The sequence below is a fragment of the Magnetococcales bacterium genome, assembly GCA_015232395.1.
In the GTDB taxonomy this organism is placed as follows: Bacteria; Pseudomonadota; Magnetococcia; order Magnetococcales; family JADFZT01; genus JADFZT01.
In genome coordinates this window covers 16707-39502 of the sequence record JADFZT010000028.1, presented here as the reverse complement: position 1 = coordinate 39502, position 22796 = coordinate 16707, and the positions used below count along the sequence as shown (strand labels likewise).

The 22796-nt window shown below is 56.1% G+C and carries 20 protein-coding genes; 8 read left to right on the top strand and 12 right to left on the bottom strand.

From position 1 onward, the window contains the following. Nucleotides 1–2: 2 nt before the first annotated feature. Nucleotides 3–650, top strand: coding sequence for a hypothetical protein (locus HQL52_09845; protein ID MBF0369746.1), 648 nt, complete (start codon nucleotides 3–5; stop codon nucleotides 648–650). Nucleotides 651–788: 138 nt separating this feature from the next. Here HQL52_09845 and rlmN read toward each other — a convergent pair whose 3' ends face one another. Continuing rightward, a complete protein-coding gene (gene rlmN, locus HQL52_09840; GenBank protein MBF0369745.1) occupies nucleotides 789–1850 on the bottom strand; it encodes a 23S rRNA (adenine(2503)-C(2))-methyltransferase RlmN in 1062 nt (353 codons plus the stop codon). Between the two features lie 71 nt (nucleotides 1851–1921). Continuing rightward, nucleotides 1922–2347, bottom strand: coding sequence for a nucleoside-diphosphate kinase (ndk, locus tag HQL52_09835; GenBank protein ID MBF0369744.1), 426 nt, complete (start codon nucleotides 2345–2347; stop codon nucleotides 1922–1924). A gap of 181 nt (nucleotides 2348–2528) precedes the next feature. Here ndk and HQL52_09830 point away from each other — a divergent pair, with 181 nt between their 5' ends. Next, nucleotides 2529–3374, top strand: coding sequence for a hypothetical protein (locus HQL52_09830; GenBank protein MBF0369743.1), 846 nt, complete (start codon nucleotides 2529–2531; stop codon nucleotides 3372–3374). Between the two features lie 209 nt (nucleotides 3375–3583). Here HQL52_09830 and HQL52_09825 read toward each other — a convergent pair whose 3' ends face one another. The 5 genes from HQL52_09825 to HQL52_09805 form a co-directional block, all read right to left on the bottom strand. After that, nucleotides 3584–3985: a hypothetical protein gene (locus tag HQL52_09825; GenBank protein MBF0369742.1), complete on the bottom strand. Its 402-nt coding sequence runs from the start codon at nucleotides 3983–3985 to the stop codon at nucleotides 3584–3586. Between the two features lie 242 nt (nucleotides 3986–4227). Continuing rightward, nucleotides 4228–4734 carry an NUDIX hydrolase gene (locus tag HQL52_09820; protein ID MBF0369741.1) on the bottom strand — a complete coding sequence of 169 codons (507 nt, stop codon included), beginning with the start codon at nucleotides 4732–4734 and terminating at the stop codon, nucleotides 4228–4230. 178 nt (nucleotides 4735–4912) lie between these two features. Next, entirely contained in the window at nucleotides 4913–5929 is a 1017-nt protein-coding gene (locus HQL52_09815) for a tetratricopeptide repeat protein (protein ID MBF0369740.1), read from the bottom strand. Nucleotides 5930–6204: 275 nt separating this feature from the next. Next, entirely contained in the window at nucleotides 6205–6921 is a 717-nt protein-coding gene (locus HQL52_09810; protein MBF0369739.1) for a hypothetical protein, read from the bottom strand. 107 nt (nucleotides 6922–7028) lie between these two features. Next, on the bottom strand, nucleotides 7029–7790 hold the full coding sequence (locus HQL52_09805) for a VacJ family lipoprotein (protein ID MBF0369738.1): 762 nt from the start codon (nucleotides 7788–7790) through the stop codon (nucleotides 7029–7031). A gap of 172 nt (nucleotides 7791–7962) precedes the next feature. On the opposite strand from HQL52_09805, the gene HQL52_09800 reads away from it, so the two are divergent. The 4 genes from HQL52_09800 to HQL52_09785 all read left to right on the top strand — a co-directional run bounded on the left by HQL52_09800 (nucleotide 7963) and on the right by HQL52_09785 (nucleotide 10869). Further along, nucleotides 7963–8733 carry an ABC transporter permease gene (locus tag HQL52_09800; GenBank protein ID MBF0369737.1) on the top strand — a complete coding sequence of 257 codons (771 nt, stop codon included), beginning with the start codon at nucleotides 7963–7965 and terminating at the stop codon, nucleotides 8731–8733. 213 nt (nucleotides 8734–8946) lie between these two features. Then, nucleotides 8947–9768, top strand: coding sequence for an ATP-binding cassette domain-containing protein (locus HQL52_09795; GenBank protein MBF0369736.1), 822 nt, complete (start codon nucleotides 8947–8949; stop codon nucleotides 9766–9768). A 21-nt stretch (nucleotides 9769–9789) separates the two neighbouring features. Further along, complete coding sequence (mlaD, locus tag HQL52_09790) at nucleotides 9790–10239, top strand: outer membrane lipid asymmetry maintenance protein MlaD (GenBank protein ID MBF0369735.1); 450 nt, start codon at nucleotides 9790–9792, stop codon at nucleotides 10237–10239. 18 nt (nucleotides 10240–10257) lie between these two features. Continuing rightward, nucleotides 10258–10869 carry an ABC transporter substrate-binding protein gene (locus tag HQL52_09785; protein ID MBF0369734.1) on the top strand — a complete coding sequence of 204 codons (612 nt, stop codon included), beginning with the start codon at nucleotides 10258–10260 and terminating at the stop codon, nucleotides 10867–10869. Nucleotides 10870–11119: 250 nt separating this feature from the next. Here the strand turns inward: HQL52_09785 and soxZ are convergent, their stop codons facing one another. Then, on the bottom strand, nucleotides 11120–11455 hold the full coding sequence (gene soxZ, locus HQL52_09780) for a thiosulfate oxidation carrier complex protein SoxZ (GenBank protein ID MBF0369733.1): 336 nt from the start codon (nucleotides 11453–11455) through the stop codon (nucleotides 11120–11122). A 100-nt stretch (nucleotides 11456–11555) separates the two neighbouring features. Beyond that, nucleotides 11556–12029, bottom strand: coding sequence for a thiosulfate oxidation carrier protein SoxY (locus HQL52_09775; protein MBF0369732.1), 474 nt, complete (start codon nucleotides 12027–12029; stop codon nucleotides 11556–11558). 471 nt (nucleotides 12030–12500) lie between these two features. On the opposite strand from HQL52_09775, the gene HQL52_09770 reads away from it, so the two are divergent. Both HQL52_09770 and HQL52_09765 read left to right on the top strand, forming a co-directional pair. Continuing rightward, nucleotides 12501–13034: a hypothetical protein gene (locus HQL52_09770; protein ID MBF0369731.1), complete on the top strand. Its 534-nt coding sequence runs from the start codon at nucleotides 12501–12503 to the stop codon at nucleotides 13032–13034. Nucleotides 13035–13535: 501 nt separating this feature from the next. Then, entirely contained in the window at nucleotides 13536–13943 is a 408-nt protein-coding gene (locus tag HQL52_09765) for a bacteriohemerythrin (protein MBF0369730.1), read from the top strand. Between the two features lie 165 nt (nucleotides 13944–14108). Here the strand turns inward: HQL52_09765 and HQL52_09760 are convergent, their stop codons facing one another. The 3 genes from HQL52_09760 to HQL52_09750 all read right to left on the bottom strand — a co-directional run bounded on the left by HQL52_09760 (nucleotide 14109) and on the right by HQL52_09750 (nucleotide 22712). Further along, the gene (locus HQL52_09760) at nucleotides 14109–15119 is read right to left on the bottom strand and encodes a glycosyltransferase family 4 protein (GenBank protein ID MBF0369729.1); all 1011 of its coding nucleotides are present in this window, start codon (nucleotides 15117–15119) and stop codon (nucleotides 14109–14111) included. A gap of 410 nt (nucleotides 15120–15529) precedes the next feature. Beyond that, complete coding sequence (pbpC, locus tag HQL52_09755; protein ID MBF0369728.1) at nucleotides 15530–17893, bottom strand: penicillin-binding protein 1C; 2364 nt, start codon at nucleotides 17891–17893, stop codon at nucleotides 15530–15532. Beyond that, nucleotides 17877–22712 (bottom strand): alpha-2-macroglobulin family protein, encoded by a 4836-nt coding sequence (locus HQL52_09750; protein ID MBF0369727.1) that lies wholly within the window; start codon nucleotides 22710–22712, stop codon nucleotides 17877–17879. Before HQL52_09750 ends, pbpC begins: the two co-directional genes overlap by 17 nt. Between the last annotated feature and the right edge of the window lie 84 nt (nucleotides 22713–22796).

The following is a 22796-nucleotide window of genomic DNA, read 5'->3' as shown; positions in this document are numbered from 1 at the left end:
TCATGAACGATACCACCAACAGTAACGACCGTTTAATCAAACCCATCAAAATACAGGCCATCCCCGCCTTTGAATCCGAAGCCACTTCCGAAACCTCCCGCAAAGCTGAAGCCAGCAAAGAGTGGAAGGAAAAACGCGAGGCGGTCACCAAACTCAGCAAGGAGGGCAACTGGGAGGAAGTGCTGAATATCCTGAAAGCCCTCTCCTCCAAGTTTAAAAATGTTGAAATTTACAAAGCACTGGCCCAAAGAGTCTGGGTGGGTCTAAAAACCCAGGCACCGGTGACTGAGCCCGTAATCGCCCTCTTTCATCTGCTCAACACCCTGGGGCCCAAGCATGAACTGGCCGGCCCCATCGCAGCCCTGGCCCATCTGGTCGCCAAACACCGCACCCCCGACCATCCCGACCGGGCTCTGGCTCAGGGGCAAGCCCAGCAGATGTTTGATCTGGTGTGCAAAACCGCCGGGGTGGAAAATAAACCGGCCTTTGACAAGTGGGTCAAGCTGAACAAGCTGGACGACCCCGACCACTACATTCCCCTGGTGATGACCGGCCTGGAACATATGGTGGGAGATGATTGGTGGATCGATCGGGAGGCGCTGCAAAAATCGGTAGATGAGGCCCACGCCGCCGAGGAAGCATCAAGCTGACAGCACCCAACACCGCAACGCTCCCATAAAAAGGGGGATTCGGGTAAATAAATACGCTACCCGAATCCCCCTTTTTGTTTTCAGTTGTGCCCTTCTCCTTATGACCCATCTTAAAATGAAAGGGGGATGATTTTCCCTCTACGAGGCTTCCTTTTCCGGCAGCAGCTGCCCACAGGCCGCCGCGATATCCCCTCCCCGACTCTCCCGCATCACCGTGACCAGTTTTCGATCCCAGAGCACCTGTTGAAAGCGTTCGACAGCCTCAGGGGGGGATGGTGAAAAGGAGCTACCGGGCCAGGGGTTGAAGGCGATCAGGTTGATTTTGGAGGGAATCCCTTCCAGATAATCCGCCAGCTCCCGGGCATCCTCCACGCCATCGTTCACCCCATCCAGAAGCAGATATTCCCAGGTGATCCGCCGCCCTCCCTTCAGGGGATAGTTCCAGGCAGCCTGTTTCAGCTCGGCCAGATTGTATTTTTGATTGAGGGGGACGAGCCGGTCCCGCACCGAATCCCTGACAGAGTGAAGAGAGATCGCCAGATTGACCCCCAGGTCGTGCCCCACCCGTACCAGGCGTGGCGCCACACCAGCGGTAGAGAGGGTAATTTTTCGGGAGCCGATGGCCAAACCGTTGGGATCCATCAGAATACCCACCCCCTTGACCACCGCATCATAGTTGTAGAGAGGCTCTCCCATGCCCATCAGCACCACGTTGGTGACCCGGCGCTCCTGGGGGCCCAGTTCCGAACGGGCAAACACCACCTGGGAGACAATTTCCGAGGCGGTCAGATTGCGGGAAAGCCCATAGGTACCGGTGCGGCAGAAGGGGCAGGAGAGGGAACAGCCCGCCTGGGAGGAGATACAGAGCGTCCCCCGATTGACCTCGGGAATGTGGACCGCCTCCACCCGCTCCCCATCACCAAAGGCCAGCAGCCATTTTTGGGTGCCGTCCCGGGAGATCGCATGGGAACGTATTTCGGGCCTGAGGGGGACAATGCTGGCCGCCAGTCGCTCCCGAAACCCCTTGGAGAGATCGGTCATAGCCGCCACTTCCCCGGCCAGTCGCACGTAGAGCCAGCGCCAGAGCTGTTTGCTTCGAAAAGGCTTTTCTCCCCAGGAAACAAACAGATCAGCCAGCTCCTGGCGGCTCATTCCCAGCAGGTCGATGGTGGAAGGAGCGACCGTGGGGGTGGCGGGCATCGCTATGGGTTCGGCCAGCTGTTCAAGGCCCGCACCAGCCCCTGGATTGGAGCTGGTGCGGGTGGGTATCGTCAACGGGGACACAGTTCCTCATCGGTAAAGTAAAAGGCGATCTCCCGAGCGGCTGTTTCGGGGGCATCGGAGCCGTGAACGGCATTGGCATCGATGGAGGCGGCAAAGTCGGCACGGATGGTGCCGGGGGCGGCATTGGCGGGATTGGTAGCGCCCATCACCTCACGGTTTTTGGCGATGGCATTCTCCCCTTCCAGCACCTGCACCAGGATGGGACCGGAACTCATGTAAGAGGTCAGGTCGTCAAAAAAGGGTTTGCCCTCGTGGACATCATAAAATTGCCCGGCCCGCTCCCGGGTGAGATGAATCATCTTGGCTGCCACGATCTGCAAGCCGGCACCTTCAAAACGGGAAAGAATCTCGCCGATGACATTTTTAGCGACGGCATCGGGTTTAACAATGGAAAGGGTACGTTCGACGGACATGAAAAACCTCCTGAAACGGGCCTGTGGTGTAGTGTGAATGAAAGCGGAGACTGCTGGACGCGGCACTCCAAGGCAGATGCGATCCTGCTTGCTTACCCCCACCGCGACCTATATATTGCCGCCATTATCGTCTGAATTCCCCTGCAAATCCACCCACCGTCCCACCATCGGGAGAGGTTTCATGTGCATACGGACACTGGTGACACTGATTTTTGCGGCTGCACTCCTAACCCCGGCCGCTGCCACCGCGCAACTCTGGTATCCTAAAGAGTTTTCTGCTGACATCACCCTGGCCAACCCCAACAACCCCCAAGACAAGGCCCAGGGGAAAATTTATATCGGTAAGCAGCGTTTTCGTACCGAAGGAAAACACCTAGGGGTTCACAAGGCGGTTATTGTCGATGCCCAGGCCAAAAAAGCCATGACCCTCTATCCCGGCAAAAAAGAATATCACGACGGCTACGGCCAGGCCCCAAGCCCCCCACGGCCTGATAGACAGCCCCTGCCCAGCACCTCCAAAAAGCTCTGCCAACAACAAAATGGTCCCCAGTGCAAACTGCTGGGCACCGAACAGCTCAACGGCTACAAAACCAACAAATGGGAAATCACCCTGCCCAAAGGGCGTCAGGGTAACGGGATGAAAATGACCCTGTGGACCGCTCCCGAGCGGCAGATCATCATCAAGCAACAGGCGGAAAATGGCCCCACCATGGAACGCAAACTCCTGGGCGTTGAAAATATCCAGGGCAGGCCCACTGAAAAATGGGAAGTAACCACCCGCTTCAAAGACAAATCCAAACGCCTCATCAAATGGATCGATCAGGAGCTTTTGGTGCCCATTCGGGTGGAGGACAGTAAGCGCCCGGGCTTTGAGCTGACCAATATCCAGGTAGGCCCCCAATCCAGCCAGCTGTTTACCCTGCCCAAGGATTACCGCAAAGTAGCCCCCCCGGCCCGCCCTTTAGGCGCTCCCCAACAAGGTCAGAGAAGCCAGCAGCAAGGTGGTGGCCAGCAACCAAATCGATAAATCAGCACGTTGGCACCCGAATCATCCAGCGACGCCATACCACAGAAAAAACCAAAAAGCCCCCTTCCCATTTCCGTTACCGGATTTTGGAAGGGGGCTTTTTTTGGTATCAGAGATGGAAAAAGAGCTTGATGGGGAAGGCCCGAAAACCATGTCGGGACAATCTCTTCAACAAACCAAACCCACACCAGGCTTCCGATGGATAGAGCTCAGATGTAGGAACCACCCCCCCGAATGTTGCGAGGATCGTCATCCGGCGTCGGCTCCGGAGAGGGCTTGGGGAGTGGCTTTTGCTGCTGCTGTTGCAAACGCTCCTCCCAATCACCCAACAACTCTTTCAAATTATCCAGCATCCGGCGGGAGCGTTCGTTCAAGGCCGGGGCGTGCTTGTCGTAGGTGAGACGCCCCGCATTCCCCAAAGCCTCAAGGGCGTCCAAAAGATGCTGACCCGCCTGATTGAGCGCCTCCTCAGCCTCCTGGGAACTCTTGGGCAAGGGCTTTGGCTCCACAGGGGGAACAGGCCCGGAATCTCCCTCCTGGGCACTCCCCGAAAGAGGCATTCCCACCACCCCAGCGACCATCAAAGCCATACCCAGCCTGGACCATTTCATCGACGCTTCTCCGGATTTGAAAGTTGAATCATGAAGAGGTAGTGGAGAGTTGGGGGAAATTGTTTCATGCCAGGGGATCCGCTTTCGATATCTCCAGAGGAGGTCGATCTTTCATTCTGGAAAAAACAGTGAGCCCAGAGAGCTGTCAGAGGCCCAGTAGCGGCGTTGATGTGGACACTCTGAATCAGCTTCGACACGCCAAACCAGATCCGCCTGGGTAGATAGTCGTTTTGGAGAAGCCCTCAGGAGCAGGAAGGCACATCCCACGGTCCCCACCCCATAGCGGCGGCCACCTGCTGAACCATCTGGGGGTAGGCGAGGGTTTCTCCAGTGACGGCGCGACCAAATTCAGCCTCATCCATCCAGAGAATTTCCAAAACTTCCCGACTCAACGCCCGAGGTTCCCCCTGCCAGGCGTCACAGCGGAAGAGAAAACCGATATGGGGTTTATCCTGCTCCAGGCAAGTCACCACCTCCACCTGCTCCGAAGCCAAAATATCGATCCCCACCTCTTCCTGAATTTCCCGTTTCAGGGCGATCGGCAGCCCCTCCCCTTGATCCACATATCCCCCCGGAAAGGACCATTTCCGCCAGCGGTGATCCCGATAAGCCAGCCGGGTCATGAGCAGTTGGGGGCCTTGCCCCTCTCCACCGGAAGCCTGATCGATGATCAAGGCGTGAACGGATACAGTGGGTCTGACCAACTTACCCGTATCAAACCCACCAGGATTTCCCGTCGGCTCTTTCAAGTGAATCCATCCATGCTTTGAAAGGGACTCTCCCAGAGGAGCTGTCCACCAAAATAAACTTGAAATACAGACCACTTATCCGCCTGCTTACGGCTATGGCCTGCCCGGATCCAGGGTGCTTGAACCCGGCACTCTTCGGCCAAAACCTGTCGCCGAAAATGTCCCACATCCAGCCAGATCAGCTGCCGGAGACCTCCCGTACGATCCGCCAGCGCCCCCTCTCCTTCTCCATAAAGAGGGTTTTTGCCACCTTGTCCTTGTAGCGGGAGGAGCGATAAATCTGCTGAAATGTCACCCGGGCCTCACTGTCGTTATCCAGCGTAACCTTCAGATTGCGCAGCTCCACTTTGATGGAACGGGCTTTGCGGATGATCCAGCGCCGTTTTTGCTCCCAGGCGGAACGATCAGCTACATCATCCGGCAGCTCAAAGTTGGATCCATAATGGGAGAGATAGCGGTTGACATCCCGGGCCGACCAGGCTGAAGCCCAAGCCCGAACCGCTTTTTCCACCGATGCCCGCTTGGCAGCACTGGAGTCCTTTTTGGCCTTGGCCGCTTTGGGTTTGGCGGCGGCTTGAGTCGTTTCACGACGAGGTGCGGGTGGGGGGGGGGTGTAGCTCTTTTTGACGGGTGCGGCCTGGGCCGTGCTGGCAGGAACCGCGCTCTCACCCTCCTGACCCGGCATCATGGTGAAAAGCTTGGTGACCAGGTTCAGCTTGGCCTGGGCCTGGGCATTGGAGCGATTGAGCTGCAAAGCCCGGCTGTAGGATTGAGAGGCCATCTTGGCGTAGATATCACCCAAATTTTCGTGGGCGGTGGCATAGTTGGGATGGGTTTCGATGGCCCGGGTCAGGGCATCCCGAGCCTTGTCGTAATCCCCCTGTTCGGCGAAAAGAACCGCAAGATTGTTGAATGGCTCCGGCAGCTCCGGATAGTCCCGGCTGAGAGCTGTGAAGACTTTGATCGCTTCACCGCGTTTTTTCTGTTCTGTCAGCACCAAGCCCTTGAGAAAACGTGCCTGGGGATCCTTGGGGTTTTCCTTCAGGTAGGCATTCAGGCGACGATTGGCCTGATCGAACCGTCTTTGGTCCGCCAACCGATAGATCTCCTCCAACTCATCGGCATAGCTCTTTTCCGGGAAGGAAAGACCGGTCAGAAGTGCAAAACAGAGACAAACGGCAACGAGAGATTTCATGGATAGGCCACGCTAAGTAAAAAATGATGAACGAATCGGTTCCTTCGGACAGTATACCCACCCCATCACCTGCCCACAACATGCGTCAGACCGCCTACAGCATGCTTCAGACCGCCTGTGATCAGGTGTCAGACTACCTACGATGAGGTGTCAGGCCGCCTACGATTGAGCCCACAGGTTGCCTGAGATGATGTGTCAAACCATGTATCAAGCCAAATGAGAGCAAGGGGTGTGCCGAACTGAAGAAAAAGGCGGGATTCGAAAAAGTGGCGTGATCAAATAGGCAAAAACATCAAAAACTGGATCGCCTGTTTGATATTTCTCTTGGTCTTTTGAGCGATAATCCGGGCAATGGTGTCTTGGCTGGCGACAATGCCCCCGGTCAGTCGCTCCACGCTCAAGTCGGGAAAAGGCCCCTTGAGCTGGTTGGTAACCAGGAAGAGCCGTCCCCGATCATTTTTGGCCCGGGAGAGCTTTTGCATGGCGATTTCAACATTGCGGGCGCTGTTATAGAGTTTTTGGGGGTCCAGATCGTCGAGGACGTAAAATTCGTGTTTCATGTTGTAAGAAGCCGCCAGCATCGACCCCAGCCCAACGGTAAAGGCGAGCACCCGATCCCCCTGAAACCGGTTGTCCATGCTGAGCAGAATGGCATCGGTACCCTGTTTGTCCCCAAGATCCGGAAAGCGCCAGTTGTGGTGCTTGCCGAAAACCCGTTTCAGGCTCCCTTGGGCTAAGGAATAACCGGATTTTTTCAGGGCTTCGGGATTATGGGCATAGAGGGAGTCCATCATCCTGGCCAACAAGCCCATCACCTCCCGGCGATGGCTGGCCACCACCAGATCGATATCGGTCTTGGCCAGATCGGTCAGCTCAAACCCTTCGTCCTGAATAGTGCCGGTGGATGAATTGTTGGCAGCACATCCGGTAAGAAGGAACAGCAGCACCAGCCCCCCCGGCAGCCAGCTGGATCGGTTCGAAAGCAGACGCAACCCCCTAGAAAACCAAGAGGATTGGATTTTAGAAGAAGGCACAGGGGGTGGGTTGCCGGGAAAAAAGGCGTTCCTATCGGAAGAGGAGGCCACCAACTGGGAAACCATCACTCGGTAATCTGTCTCCGCCGCAACTGCAGATAGGCATCCCTCAAAGAGACATAGGGATCGATGGCGGATTCTTTGAGGGCTTCATATTCACCAATACGCAGGGAGGTGTTGTTGACCACCTTCAGAGCAAAAATGCCGGCCCGGGCGTGGGAATCCTCCGGGACATAGGTGAAGGGATTGACCGCTGCATCGCCAACCAGGCCGACGCTATCGCGTAAATTGGATGGACCGATCAGGGGCCAGACCAGGTAGAGGGAGTCGCCGATGCCCCAGGCCCCCATGGTCTGCCCAAAGTCCTCATCCCCACTGGGCATACCAAAACGGCTTTCGGCAATATCCATCAGGCCGAGAATGCCCAGAGTGGAGTTGATACCAAAACGACCCAACTCCCGGGCTGCCAAAGTTCCTTTACCTTGGAGCAGGGCGTTGAGAAAGTGTTGGGGCATGGTCAAATTGTGAAAGGCGTTGCGAATGCCCACCCGGCCAAACTCAGGGATAATGAAGCCATAGAGCTGGGAGACCGGTTTGAGCAGGGCGTGATAAAAAATGTCGTTGACGGCAAACATCAGACGGTTCCAGGGCTCCAAAGGATCGGAAACTTCCATTCCCACCTCTTCCGGCCCCCAAAGATCGTCGTCAGAAATGGGCTCGGAGTCGGAAAGATGGATTTCTCCGCCAACCTGATGGGATTCAGCCAGCGTATCCACCGGCATCCAGAACAGTGCCAGCACCAATATGAATCCAAAAAAAACTCTCATTTGCCCCTCCACAACCACCTCTTCGATCCAATCGACATTTTACCAATCCCCAGTCCTTGCCAATGGGGCGGATGATGGATGATAATTTCGCCGTTCTCAATAATTAATCAATGGCGAAGCTGAACGATCCGTAACATGCCTTCGCACTACACGGACCGAATTTATACCCGGTATGCCCCTCTTTGTCCAACGTCTCGGCCAAGCCAGCCTCGATTCCGTTCAGGAAATGGGGCGGATGTTTGTCTTTTTAGCCATCAGTCTGGCCGCCTTTGTCACGCCCCCTTTCCGCCCTCGGAACCTGCTCAAGCAGATTCACTTTATCGGCATCCGCAGCCTGTTCGTCATCACCCTGACCGCCATTTTTGCCGGTATGGTCTTGGCGCTTCAGGGTTATTACACCCTCACCCGATTTGGCTCCGAGGCCTTGTTGGGGCCAGCGGTGGCCCTCTCCATGATCCGTGAGCTGGGTCCGGTGCTCTCCGGATTGATGGTCACGGGGCGAGCCGGTTCGGCGCTGACGGCAGAGCTGGGTATCATGCGCATCCGTGAACAGCTGGACGCCCTGGAATCGATGGGAATCCAACCCATCCGGTTTCTGGTTGCCCCCAGAATCGAAGCGGGCCTCATCGCCCTGCCCCTGCTGACGGTCATCTTTGACGTCATCGGTATTCTGGGAGGCTATCTGGTGGCGGTGCAACTTTTGGGCATGAGCGGCGGGACCTATTTTGGTGGTATCGAATCAGCCGTGGTGATGAAGGATATCGTCGTGGGCTTGATCAAGGCGTTCTGTTTCGGCCTCATCATCACCTGGGTCTGCACCTATAAAGGCTACTATACCAAGCGTGGGGCTGAGGGAGTCAGTCAAGCCACCACCTCCGCTGTGGTTCTCAGTTCAGTGCTGATACTGGTCTGCGACTATTTCATCACCTCCATCATGCTCTAGAAAATGGCCATGACCGGTTCTGACGCTCCATCCAGCCAATTTCCCCTCAAGCCCGATAAGCGCGGCTTTTATGAGCCAGGCCGCTGTCTGGTGGAGTGTGGCTGCATCACCGAAGAGCAGTTGCAGGCGGCCAAAAACAAACCGATCCCAAAAGGCAGTGAAGCCTTCATCGATGAAGCACTGATCGACCTGGGCTTTATCAACCGCGCCCAGATGCAAAAGTGCCTCTTCCGCCAGTTTTCCCAGGAGCGGCGGACCTATGGGGCCAGACCTGGCAAGGCCACCGCCGCCATCCGCTTTGAGGATGTGGAAAAAACACTCGATGGCCGCAAGGTGCTTGATCACGTCAACCTGGAAATCCCCGCCAACCGGATCACCGCCATCATCGGCATGAGCGGTGGCGGCAAGAGCGTCACCCTCAAACACATGATCGGCCTGATGAAACCCGATGCAGGCAAGGTGTGGGTGGGGGATCAAGATATCTCCAGCCTCAGCGGCAACAAGCTGAACGCCATACGCCGCCAATTTTCCATGTTGTTTCAGGGTGGGGCGCTTTTCGACTCCATGAACGTCCGGGAAAATGTCGCCTTCCCCCTTCGGGAAAAAACCGACCTGCCCGATCATGAAATAGCCCAACGGGTTCAAAAATGTCTCTCCGAGGTCAATCTCAGAGGGATGGGGGGAAAATTTCCAGATGAACTATCCGGGGGCATGCGCAAGCGGGCGGCACTGGCCCGGGCCATGGTGACCGATCCGGAAATTTTACTTCTGGACGAACCCACAGCCGGCCTTGACCCCATCATCGAAAATGCGATTCATTATCTCATCTGCCAAACCTATCTCCGGACCCGATACACCATGGTGGTGATCAGTCATGCCGTTCCGGAAATTTTCAATTGGTGCCATCATGCGGTCGTCCTGCACCAGGGCCGAATACTCGCTTCGGAGCCCTCTCAGGAGATCAAAAATTCAACCAACCCCATCATCCGGCAATTTATCAACGGAGAGCTGGAAGGCCCCATCAAGGTCGTCTGAGCCCTGTGGAGTGATGCAAGCATGAAAAGCGCAAAACTGGAAGTGGCAGTGGGCCTGTTCGTTCTGGCTGGAATTCTGGCTCTGGGCTGGATGTCGGTCAAACTGGCCCGTATGGAACTGATCGGTGGCAACTATACCCCCATCTACGCCCAATTTTCCTCCATTTCCGGCCTGAAGGCAGGCGCCAACGTCGAAATCGCCGGGGTTGAGGTGGGGCGGGTGGACTCCATCGAGTTGGATCTTGAAGAGTATGAAGCACGGGTACTCTTGAAAATTCGCAACGATGTCGCTATTCAAGAAGATGCGATCGCTTCGGTACGCACCAAGGGTTTGATTGGCGACCGATATGTGATGATCCTGCCGGGGGGGTCGGATATCATCCTTGAAGCCAACGAAGTCATTACCCAGACTGAACCAGCCATCAATCTGGAAGGGCTGATCAGCCAATTTATTCATGGCACGACGGAATAGAGGACCAGGGAGTCTGACATGATCCAACGCCCCATCTTTTTTATTATCCTGCCCCTACTCTGCCTCCTTCTCATGCCGAGCGCCCTCTGGGCTCAGCCGGACAACATCCACCTCATCAAGTCGACGGTGAATCAGGCGATCACCATTCTCAATGACCCGGAGCTTTCCCTACCGGAAAATCTGGAACTACGCCGTACCCGTTTGCGGGAGACCCTCTACAAGGAGTTCGACTTTGCCCGCATGGCCCAAGGGGCGGTGGGGCGTAAATGGCGGAAATTTTCCCCGAGCCAAAAAGAAAAATTTATCCCCCTTTTCACCCGCATTCTGGAAAACACCTATCTGGCCCGAGTGGAGCAATATCAGGGGGAGGAAGTGGAGTTTACCAAGGAGGTCCGTCAAACCAAGCGGATCACCCGGGTGGATAGCGTGGTCACCTCCAAATCCCAAAAATATGACCTTTCCTACCGGCTTTATAAAGACGATGCCAACTGGAAAATATTTGACGTCATCATCGAAGGGGTGAGCGTCATCGCCAACTATCGGGCGCAGTTTCAGCAAATTTTGAAAAATTCCTCCGTAGATGGATTGCTGGCCAAGCTGGAGGAAAAGCTTGAAAAAGAGGAGGGCTGAAAAAGCCTCTGCCGGGAGATTCCTCAACATGGCAATGAACTCCCATGGCTGCATCAAGCCAGGTTTTGCCGGATGGATTCACAGTGCCAGACTATTTTTCACCTGACCAGCCAAGCTCCAAAACGCAAAAAAGCCACCCCTGACCAACGGGATGGCTTTTTTTTGCCTGGAGTGGATCTCACAATTTCCGGCAGGGGTCGCCCCCCTTGGAGAAACCGGGATCAATCCGACGCCTGAAGGTAGCGCGTCGTCACCCCACCTTCAGATTGGCACTCGCCGAGAAGCTGCCGCCCTGGTTGTCAGTCCAGGTGACTTTCACGGGGCCTGCCTTGGTGGCTTTGACGTTGAAGGAGAGGAAGGGGTTTTTGGAAACCGCACCGGTCCACTCTGCCTTCAGCACCTGATTGCCATCATATTCGGCGACCACGGAGTTGATGAAATGTGCGGGAATGGGTTCGCCAGTATCTTTGTTTTTGCGAAGTCCACTCTCCATGGGGTGCTTGATCAGGGTTTTGATCAGCACCGAATCGCCGGCCTTGACGGGTTTACGGGGCCCGCGCACTTTGGGTTTACCGATTGCTGCCATGATGAACTGCCTCCAAAATCGTTCGATTCGTTACGAATTCCGGTAAAGCCGCATCCTTGCCCGAGTCCTGTTCAGGGTCTGGGGCCAGGAGTTGGGCTGACTAATTGGCGCATCCACCTGCCGCCACGGCGATTTCCTTCATGACACCGAAGAGCTCACCTTTGTTGTTCTTGGCCACCACCCGCAGCTTGGAGGAACCAGCCATACGGATACGGAACTCCAGGTCCACCTTACCAGCAGCGGGGCTGAACTCATAGAGGGCCACGAAGGGTTTGGGATTATTATCCACAAAGACCGCCAAGCTTTGGACATGATTGTCAGCGTCCATGGGATGATCCACGGAGACAGGTACCCGAACCAGCGCACCGTTTTCGGCGGTATCCGGGGTGCCCAGATTGACTTTGGCCATGGTGATGTTATCACCGCCCATTTTTTCAGCGATCAACGACTCCACCGTAGAGGCCTCGGCCCCACGGGGTACGGCCAGTCCGGCTGCCATGCAGGTCAATCCGGCCAGTCCGGCCCCCCGGAAGAACTCCCGGCGGGAAAGGGTTTTCTCATGTGATGCGTTCATGCGTTTCAATCTCCCTATAACGAAGCTGCCTTAACACTGTTTGCCACAATGACTCCCAAAGCCATTCAGCTTAGGGGTGGAGCGGTTTTTTTCGGTTTTCCGTTTGTTTTGGAAACCGTTTATGCCACTCCTGGGGAGGCGTTATCCACCACTCAACCCCATTTGAACAAAGACGCCAAAGGCATGCTGCCCACCCTAAAGGCTGAAGCACAATGCGCCCGAAGGTCAACCCTTCTTCTTCAATGCCCCCCTCACGGGAGAGGATCATGGAAGACCTTAAGCCCAAAAAAAACCACCGCCATAGCCACTTTCCGCTGATAACGGAACGCCATACCCCGATTTTACGGAGAGTGGAAATGGATGGCAAAAAAAGAGATGACGCCTTATCCTTGATGGAGAGCATTCAGCAACTGTTTGCCCTATCCATTTATGATCGACCGCGTTGATAGCGCCATACCAGAGGCTTAATGGATGTCCAGCAACCATGACCATGACGAACCCGTTGATAAAAACCCTCTGGATGACGATCCATTGGATGATGACCTGTTTCGCTGTCCCGAATGTGGCTCTCTCCATGTGGTCGGTTGGGGTGAGGAAAACTATGACTGCTACGACTGTGGCGCTGTTCGCTCCACCCCGGGAGCCTTTCCCCATGATCCATCCAAAGGGGATCAGGCTGTTTCAGAAGTGGAAGCAAGCCCTCCTGACCAGCAAGAGCCCCCTTCCCCATCGGCAGAGCAGGGCGACCCCCGGATAGATACCGCCACCCTCATTCAACTGTTTGGCTTTCTGGGCACCCTCCTTCTCATCTACAGCCTCACCCTGAAAGATATTTTGTCCGTGCCGTTACGCATCGGTCTTGCTGCCGGATATGTCGTCGGCATCATCGTCGCGGGGAGCAGCAAGGACGGCTTGACCGAAGAAAAACTTTTCAGCATCACCACCTTCGTTCTCACCGGCATCGGCGCTTTGGCAGGCGTTGGCTGGGGCTATTTTTTCGGTTAGCCCCCCTTTCCCTCTGCTACACAGGGTTCAAGCCATGCTCCCTACCTGATGCTGTAACGGGCCTGACCTTTTTGTTTCAAATCATTTTTCTCTTATCATCCCTATCCAACATCTCGGCATAGCCCAGGCTTGGGCAACCAGATATCCAGAAAGGATAGGTACCATCAAAACGGTAATCGCTCTTGACAAAAAATAATGAGCACACTAGTTTCGTGTATTCGTGTATTCGTGTATTCGTGTATTCGTGTATTCGTGTATTCGTGTATTCGTGTATTCGCACACAAATGCTTGCCTATGTTATTTAAAGAAAATTTGATGGTGCGGATGCCAGTTTCACAGCCCCTGACATCACCATACGCACAATATCTCCATATCTCCATCATTCAAAAACATCTGAAAAGGTGGCTATCTGTAATCATGACAGGTATGATATGGTCATATATGACTATAGAAACCAGAATGATCTGAGCGCCTGGTCAAGCAAAAAGAGAGGGAGAGGGAATGGCTGAAATAATCGAGTGGAGCGATGACTATCTGATCGGTCTGAAGGAAATCGATGTTCAACACAAGCGGTTAACAGAAATTGTCAACAAAGCCCTGAATGCCTGTAATACATTTCAGACGCAGAAACAAATCGTCGAGGCGATGGACGATGTGATGGCCTATACCAAGTGGCACTTTCAGTCTGAAGACATTTTAATGCGTATATACGAATATCCGGATTCGGAAAACCATCGCAGTGATCATGTCCTTTTAATCAAAGAGCTTCACAACAAGACCAAGGAAGCCATCAAAACGAAACCATCCCCTCAAGATTTATATCTCTTTTTCGTTGGCTGGTTTGGCGGCCACGCTTTTGGTTCAGACAGAAAGCTGGCTCATTTTATGAGATTGAAGTTTGGTGAATAGCCATAGCACCTATCTCGATACGCGCTGCTGTGGCCTCACACCCTGCCTGCAAAAGAAACGGTTGAAAGCTCACCCACTTTAGCAAATTCCCCTCTCCCTCTTGGATAAATAGCCACCCTTCTCTGCCATCAATCGATTTTCCTCCCCCACACTTGCAGTGAAACATCACTTCTTGAAGCGAAACCGCCGATATTTTTTTTGTGCCGTGGTAATGGATTTTCTAAAGGAGCGGGCAAAGCGTTGGGTGGAAAGTTTGGTTCGGACCGCTTCTTTGGCGGCTTCACCCATGTTTCGAGCACGCTCGGGATCTTGAAGCAACTCTTCGGCCCGGGCTTTGAGCTCCAGAGGATCGTCAGAAAGAAAGCCGCTCACGCCACTCTTGATAGGGGATGAGGGGTGGTTGTTACCGAGTACCGGAAGCCCCGCTGCCATCGCTTCCAGGGTGGCCATGTTGTAGCCATCTTCCAGATCGGGATGGGCGGTGTGGATAAAAAAACGGTGGGAGGCAAGGAGATTTTTTAGATCATCCCAGCTTTTGGAAGGGGTCACCCCAGCCAGATCCGGATTGTGCCCGACCAGCCTCACCGGTAATGATCCAAAAGCCGCCTCGTGAAAATCCCACATCAGAACAGCCCCCTTGGCGGTAATCTGATTGGCAATGCGGATGCCAGCGGCAATCTCCCCACGCCAGGGAGGGTATTGATTAACATCCGCTCCAAACGGCACCACATCCCCCAGCGCTCCCCAGGATTGGCCCTTAAGACGGGAGACCGCCACCACATGCCCCCCGATCATGGCGAGATATTGCTTCATCACCTCCCGAATCTGCTCCGGACTTCGCCCCCCTGGTGCGCTCCCCCGGATGCGACCATCCAGGGTGGTGTGCAGCACCAAAATCCGGGGGCCGGGGAGGGTTTTCAGATCCATCAAATCCGACAGATTGTGGGCGATCAGGCAGTCATAATCGTGGCTGGTGCCCTTTGCCAAAGCTTCTGACAGGGTGATCAGGCGACCCTTTTCAGGCACAGGACGGGCAAAGGTATCCCAAGAGGCTGGCTGGCGATTGGGCAGGCCATCGACAATGTCGAGGTGACCCTTGAGATATCCCAGCTGATGGATCCACGCCTCGTGGCAGTTCAGAGTCAGCAGTTTCAAAGGCTTGCCGGTGGGTGGCACGGCGGTTTCCTTTCAGGGAATCTCCCCTAGCGGATCCAGAGGGAGGGCAGATAGAACAGGGTGAGGAGCAGGCCTGCGATGAGGGCGCTCTCCTGAAGCTTTTTGAGGGGATTGGAGATCTCCAGCGATGATCGAATCCAGCTGGTTTGCCTTTTCATGGTTGAAAATCCTCTTGTTTTGAGCTTGGTAGACCACTCTCTCCAGAGTGTTTTCAGTGCGCTTACTCTGCCTAGCTCTTTTCACAGGGTCTTTTCACATTTTTTGTGCAATTGAGAGGCCAACCAACCCCTAAAACAGCCCTATGGACCCATGAATCAATCACCAAAATGGATCAAAGGCGATTCCACGCTGACAAATCCTTATATCGCTTCACGCGTTATGTATCACGCTATATTTTTTCAGGTCATAGGTCACGGAGCTACCCGGATCTGAACCCGATCATAACGCCCCGCCTCATCCATCACCGTTATTTCATACCCCCCCGGCTTCCGGAAAACATACCGAAACATCCCCCCAGCACGGCTTTCCTGCTTCATCTCCCGATTGACCAACCAATAGAGCCGCTCCCCACCCCCCAATGCCGAAAGGGTCACCACCGGATCCTCTCCCCCCTCCCCAGCCCGGCGCAACACGCTGCCGTTTTCCACTCCGGTCAACTTTAAGGGAGCGGGGTGGTGATCAATCCCGACAGGACAGGCAGGATCCCGGAGAGGCAGGGTTGATTTTTGGATGAGATCTCCAGAGAGCCACGGATGCACCCCCAAAGGCCAAAAAGCCAACCAACGAGCCTCCCGCTTGGCAACAGAACACCCCTCATCCACCCGCAAACCACTCTCAGGATTGATCCAATAGGCCAGGGGATTGCTCCGCCAGACTTTTTCCAAACGATCCGGCAGAGTCCCCGGAGCGGTTTGGGCCAATATCCAGGCACTCCTTTGCTGATGGCATAAACCACGTTGGTGGTCAGTCGGCTTCAGGAGGGTTCCCAAAGGCCAGCAGATGATCCTCTCGGAAACACTGGCAGGCTTCTGGGGCGGATCCCCCCACAAAAGCCTGGCAGGCAAACCATCCACCACATCAAACAAAATCGGTGCAGCCGTCACCGCTCCATAGTGACCTGGCAACGGCGTGCCGTCAGGACGCCCTACCCACACCCCAACGGTCAACCGATCCGTCACCCCCAAAGCCCAGGCATCCCGAAAACCATAGCTGGTGCCGGTCTTCCAGGCCAAGCGCCGGGGAGAGACGCCATCCACTTCGATCACAGATTCATTGGGGCGGGGATTTTTCGCCAAAATATACCGGATGATCCAAGCCGCCCCCGGAGAGAGCATGCGCCGCTCCTGCGAGGGGGTGGCTTCGGTCAAGCGCACCCTCCCGCTCATCCCTCCCCGGGCAAGGGCGGCATACCCCCCGACGAGGGCTTCCAGACTCACCCCCACCCCCCCCAAAATCACCGCCAGGCTCGGCTGCCCGCTCCCGGGTATCTCAAGCTTGACCCCCCCATTTCTCAGCCGCGCCACAAACCGCTTCGGCCCCAACCGATCCATCACATCCACCGCCGGAATGTTCAGGGATTTATGCAGCGCCTCCCCCACACTCACCGGCCCGTAAAATCCCCCATGAAAATTTCCAGGCCGATACCCCTTGAAGCTTTGGGGGGCATCCACCAGCAAACTTTCGGAGTGGATCAAACCATCATCCAAGGCAAATCCATACAGAAACGGCTTCAGCGTTGACCCCGGAGAACGTTTGGCCTGAATCATATCCACATGACCAAAACGACCGTCATTCTCAAAAGCCGCCGAGCCGAGATAAGCCCGCACCTGAAGCGCTTCGTTATCGATCACCAAGATCGCCCCGGATGTGCCTGGGGGGAGCCCTTCAATCCATCCGGATAAGCGGCTTTCCAGATGCCATTGCAGGGGGGCATCAATGGTGGTGATGAGGCGTCCCTGTTTGCGGGCTGCCTCTTTCAATCGCCTGGCCAGGAGGGGAGCGGTCATGGGGGATTCAAAGGGCAGGTTGACCACCCGCTCCTCCTTGGCCTCCCCTATGGTTTGATCCTCCCAGATATGAAACTTTCCCAGACGATCCAACACCTTGTCCCGAGCCTTTTGAGCGCGCTGGGGATGGCGGTCGGGACGCAGGCGGGAGGGGGCTTGGGGAAGTACCGCAAGCAAAGCCGCTTCCGCATGGCTCAAGGTCTCGGCACTTTTACCCAGATAGGCATAACTGGCGGCTTGCACCCCCTCCAGAGGTCCACCGTAGGGGGCAAGGTTGAGATAGTGGCTGAGAATTTCGGTTTTGCTATGGTGCAGCTCCAACTGCAAGGCCCGAAAGATTTGCCGAAGCTTGCCCCCCAGGGTGCGGGGGTGGGGGTCGAGCAGGCGGGCCACCTGCATGGTGAGGGTGGAGCCCCCGGAGATTACCCGGCCCTGATCAAGCCACTGCCAGAAGGCGCGCAGCAGGGAGAAGGGATTGACCCCGGGATGGTGATAAAACCAGCGATCTTCATAGCCCAAAAGCGCTTCGATAAAGAGGGGGGAGACTTCACCCGGCAAGACCGGATGACGCCACACCCCCCGCTGATCGGCAAAGGCCCGCAGCGGGGTGGCATCCCGAGCCGTCACCACAGCACTGCCCCCGGCGGAGATACGGGCTTGGGGCAGAGGGAAGAGATGATCCAGCAGGAAAAATCCTGCTGACAAAAACAGCCCGACCCCGATGAATATCAGCCCGCCCCTGCCCCAGCGCTTAGGGTTGATCCACAACCGTCATCACCCCCGGACTCGCTCCCAGGCCATAGCGGTCCGGGTTATACATATCCTCGGCAAAGGGGGGCGGCACAAAAAATTGCCCCGGGCTCACCACCCGCACCAGATAAAAAAGATGGTGGATTCGATTTTGCCCCAACGCCACCGCCGCCACAAAACGATCATCCCGATATTCCAGGTGGCGAATGTGACGCTCTGCCATGGCCGCAGCCGGTTTGATCCCGGCGATTTCCACCTCGCCCAAAGACTCCCCCTGGCTCAGGTTGGCGTTTTCGATCTCCAGCCCGGCGGGTAGCAGATCCACCACCAAGCCGTGCTCCATGGTTTTGGTGCTCTTCACCTGAAGATGCACAACCAACAAATCCCCGGAGCGTATGGTGGAGGTCGCCTCCGTACCATCCATACGATAATAATCCCGGGTAATGTGGAGGATGTCCGATTTTTCCGAAGGGGGTTTCTCCCCATAACCGGTGGTCTCCAGAATGCCATAGAGGGGGAAGGCGGCCCGGGAGATGATGCCAGGTTTTTGGGCCAAGGATTCCGAGTTAAACTGCATCGCCAGATCCCCCTTCATGGTAAAGGGATAGCCCTGCTCCCCCACCTGGATGATGCCGGACCACGACTGCTGGCTGTTCTTGGTGAGGGCTTCCCCGGCGGCAAAGAGGGCAAAGCGCTCCTGGGTACTGAACCAACGGCGCTCACCCATCTCCTGATCCAGGCGAAAGGGCAGATCCTCGATCTCATGGCCATGGCCCTGCAAGAGATAGATCATGAGAGCGGTATCCCGGGAGGGGCTGCCATAATCCCCCAGATAGGCATCCCCCTTACGGACTTTGTCCACCGCTTCCTGCAATGCTTCATCCGCCCTGCGTTCATCCCCCTGAGCCTTCAGCGCAAGCCCCAGATGCACCAAGGGCAAACCGGAAAGGGCGTGCTTGCGGTCGTTGTCGTGAAGAATGCGCAGAGCGCCCAGGGGTGCCCGGCCCAAACGGGAGAGCACATATCCGGCATAGCTGTTGGCGGCAAAACGCAGATGGTCCACAGCTTCACTCATCCCCGGGATCATCCGCCGCCCCCCGGCCCGCAACCCTTTCAGGAGATAATCAAGCCCCTTTTGCATCATCGCTTCCGGCACCTGAAAGCCACGCACCCGGGCATCCAGGAGAAAATCGAGCACATAGGGGGTGAGCCAGATTTCAGGATCATCATTGGCGCGCCAGAGTCCAAAGCTGCCATCGGGGCGCTGCATGCCGGAGAGGCGATCAATGGCCATTTCGATACGTCTTTTTCGTTCTTTACTGGAGAGAGGTTTCAACCCCAGCCGCTGGGCTTTATTGACCCCCATCACCAACAATGGAAAGGCCCGACTGGTGGTCTGCTCCAGGCAGCCGTAGGGATAACCCAACAGCCCTTTGAGCACCGGTCGCAGGTTTAAGGGGGGCCAGCTGGAAAGGCGCAGATCCACCTCAGCCGTGGCGGGCATCAATCCATCCATGAGGTTATCGGGCATGGTCCATTGGGCCCCAGGTACCAACACCTGCCGCTCCACCCGCCGCTCTCCGGGATAACCGGGACGCACCATCAACTCCCAACTGCGGGAAAGCGCGATAGCCTCCCCGGCTTCAGGGCTCCCCTCCCCGGCTTCAGGACTCTTCCCTGTCAGGCGCAATTGAATCTTGCCCACACCATAAGCAGACTCCGTGGTGAGAGGATAGCGCAGGGTGGTTTTTTCGCCATCTCCCAGGGAAACCGTCTCGCTGACCGGCGCCATGGCCAGGGGGGAGGTGACGTTGAGCTGTAGCTGTAACGCCTGATCGTGGCCACTGGCGTTGGTCAGATCCAAGGTAAGAAAGGCTTGATCTCCAGCTGCCAAAAAGCGGGGGGCGGCGATTTCGGCGATCACCGGGGCGGCAACGATAATCTCCTTTTCCGCTGTCCCGAATTGCTCCTCACCAAAAGCCAGAACCATCACCCGGAGTGCGCCGTTAAAATCCGGCACCTCCAACATCACCTCGGCATGGCCCTCCCCATCCACCGCCACCGGACCACTGAAGAGAGCCACGGTTTTTACTTCGGCATGGGGCTTTTTGGAGCGGGATTTCAGCGGCGCATCGCCACCAAAGCGCATCCCGGCCCGCACCCCATCCATGCTTTCGATCACCCGCCCATAAAGATCCCGCTGACCCACCCCATAGCGGCGTTTATCAAAAAACCAGGCGTGGGCATCCGGGGTGGCAAAATCGGTGATGTTCAAGATACCCACATCCACAGCCGCCACCGTCACCAGCACCTCCTGATCGGCCATTTCAGGGAGGTTAACCGAGATGGGCAGGGGTTTTTCAGGCTCGCTTTTTTCAGCGACCTCCACAGCCACTTCCAGCTTGCGTGCTTGTCGGTCCAGAGGCAGATGAATCAAGCCGATGGCCCGGTTGGGGGTGATTTTTTCCCGGTTGGAGCCGGGGCGAAAAACCACAGCGCTGATATAAAGATCGTGGCGCTGCCAGCTTTCATCCACCGGAATGGCTACCTGAATTCCCTCAGCGGGCACATCCATGCGACCCTGCCAGAGAGAGCGATCTCCCTCCACCACAATCAAGGCTTCCCCCCCATGGGGAGGGGTGAGGGTGAGTTGAAGAATATCTCCGGCTTGATAGCTCGCCTTATCCAGAGCCATCCCCACCCGATCCGGTCGCGCCTGGGCAGAGGCGGCCCGGGATTGCCAGTTCCAACCCGCTTCAAAACGATAACGGGTGAGGAGCTTGGTTTCGCTATCGCGGATTTCCAATCGATAGTTGCCATATTTGACCGGCACATCGATCTGCCCGGTTTTTCCTGGGGCCAGCGTTAAATCCCGCTCCAACACCGGATAGTGGGACTCGCTGTGTTCATAGCGCCATCCCCCCCCCTCGCTGTAGCTCCAAAAATAGTCCCGCTCTTCGTGAATCACCGACACCTGCAACCCTTTGGCAGGCAGCATCGATCCCGCAAAATCCGCCTTGACGATCTCAAAGGAAGCGGTTGAATCCCCCTCGGCATGTTTGCCCGAATAGAGGGGCCGCACCCCCACCAGTGCCTCACTTGGCCAGATGGTGCGGGCAATGGAGCGGGTGACCGGACGGCCACCGGTCTCGAAAAGACTACCGGTGAGCTGGATTTTTTGGGGGGTTTGTACCGCTTTGGCGGCTGGGGGAATCGTCACGATCATCCGCCCCTGATCATCCAGGGGACCGTCGGACAACTCCTGGCGGGAGGTGGTGGTTTTGGCGTCCTGATCCCCAAAGAAAAAATCATCCAGCGCGGCCACCGGGTGATGATCCCGATGGATGTTCAAAACCGCCTTGAAACGATTACCAGCAGCAGGAGCGCCATAGAGATAGGCCCCTGACACCGCTACCTGAAAGGCTTCATCCGGCTTCAAGCGAGCTTGATCACTCTCCAGCTCAAGCTTCATCCGCTCCGGCAAAAACTCCTCAACATGAAAGCGAAACTTGGAGAGGGGGGATTTGGCGCCGGGATCCACCTGGACCGTGAGTTCCCATTTTCCGGTGGGGGCATCCTCAGGCAGAATCGATTGCCAGCGGTAATAACCCAACCCCTGGGGAGGCAATATCTTGCGGGCTGCAACCTTGCCACCGGGCTTTTTCAAAACAGCGGTCAATGGCTGAGAAGCGACGGCGCGACCATCCCCATCCCGAAGCAGTACCGAAAAATCGATCTCCTCCCCCGGACGATAGAGATCCCGGGGGCCATAGATAAACGCCTCTCGACTGAGCTGGGGCCGCCCGGAAATTTCATAAGCGGAAAGATCGAGGGCAGGCTCCCGAAAAGAGAGAAACGACAGATGCGCCCCTTGCCTGGCCACCAACACCTGATTGTTTTTACTGTGAGCCCCCAGCTTCAGCCCCCCCTCCTGATCGGTGATGCCCTTTTCCAGGAGCTTGCCCTTGCTGTCCAATATCTCCACATCCACCCCTGAGAGGGGCTGGCCTGTTTCAAGGGAAGCGGCATGGAGGGAGATCCCTTCGGCATAGGTTCGCAGGTGCAGGCCGATGTCGCTGATGAAAAAGTGGCTGGTGATATATTTCCCAAACCGATTGGGACGACTCATCACCGCGATATAAAGCCCGGGCTGCTTGAGTTCGGGAATATCCTCGACGGGCAGGTGGGTGATGGTGCGGGTGTTGGCTTGGGCTTTGGTTTCGAAACGAACCAGGCGCACGCTTTCGGTAAAAACATGCATGGGATCGAGCGCCGTATCCCAATGCCGCCCCTGGCTGGTCCAATAAAATTGATTGAGGAAGGCCCCGAGCTTGTCGGACTTCACCCGAAGAAACTGCACATCCACTTCAGGGACGTTGACCGTCATGATGGGGAGCCCGTTGGAAAGCCGGGCTGGCAGCACCGCTCCCCGGCTGGCAAAACCAAAAGCGGGATCCATGGAGCGGGTTTTGAGCTGATCGACGAAAGGCACTCCCAGGCGCACCCCATTTTCCCCGGTAAGCCCCGCCACCACCTGCACCCGATAGCTGGTCTCAGGCAACACATGGGGAAAATAGAGCCGCCGCCGATTTTCCCCCAACACCCAAGCGCCATCGACTGGCTTTCCCTCCCCCTGGTCCACGGTGATATAAGCATCCGCATCCCCCTTGACCGACAGGGGGGATGAAAAGAGCAGGGACAGAGCCGACTTGCCATCCAGTGCCCGCTCCTTAAACTCAACCACCCGAAGGCCATCGGCTTGGGCTGCGCCAGAGAGGCAAATGATTGAAATGAGGACGAATAACAGGCTTTGTAAACCAGAGCGTTTCAGTGACATGATGATGCTTCCAATCATTTAGGGGAGCCATGGAAAGGACTCATTGTAATCCAGTTTGGATTGGAAATACATTCCATGACCTCA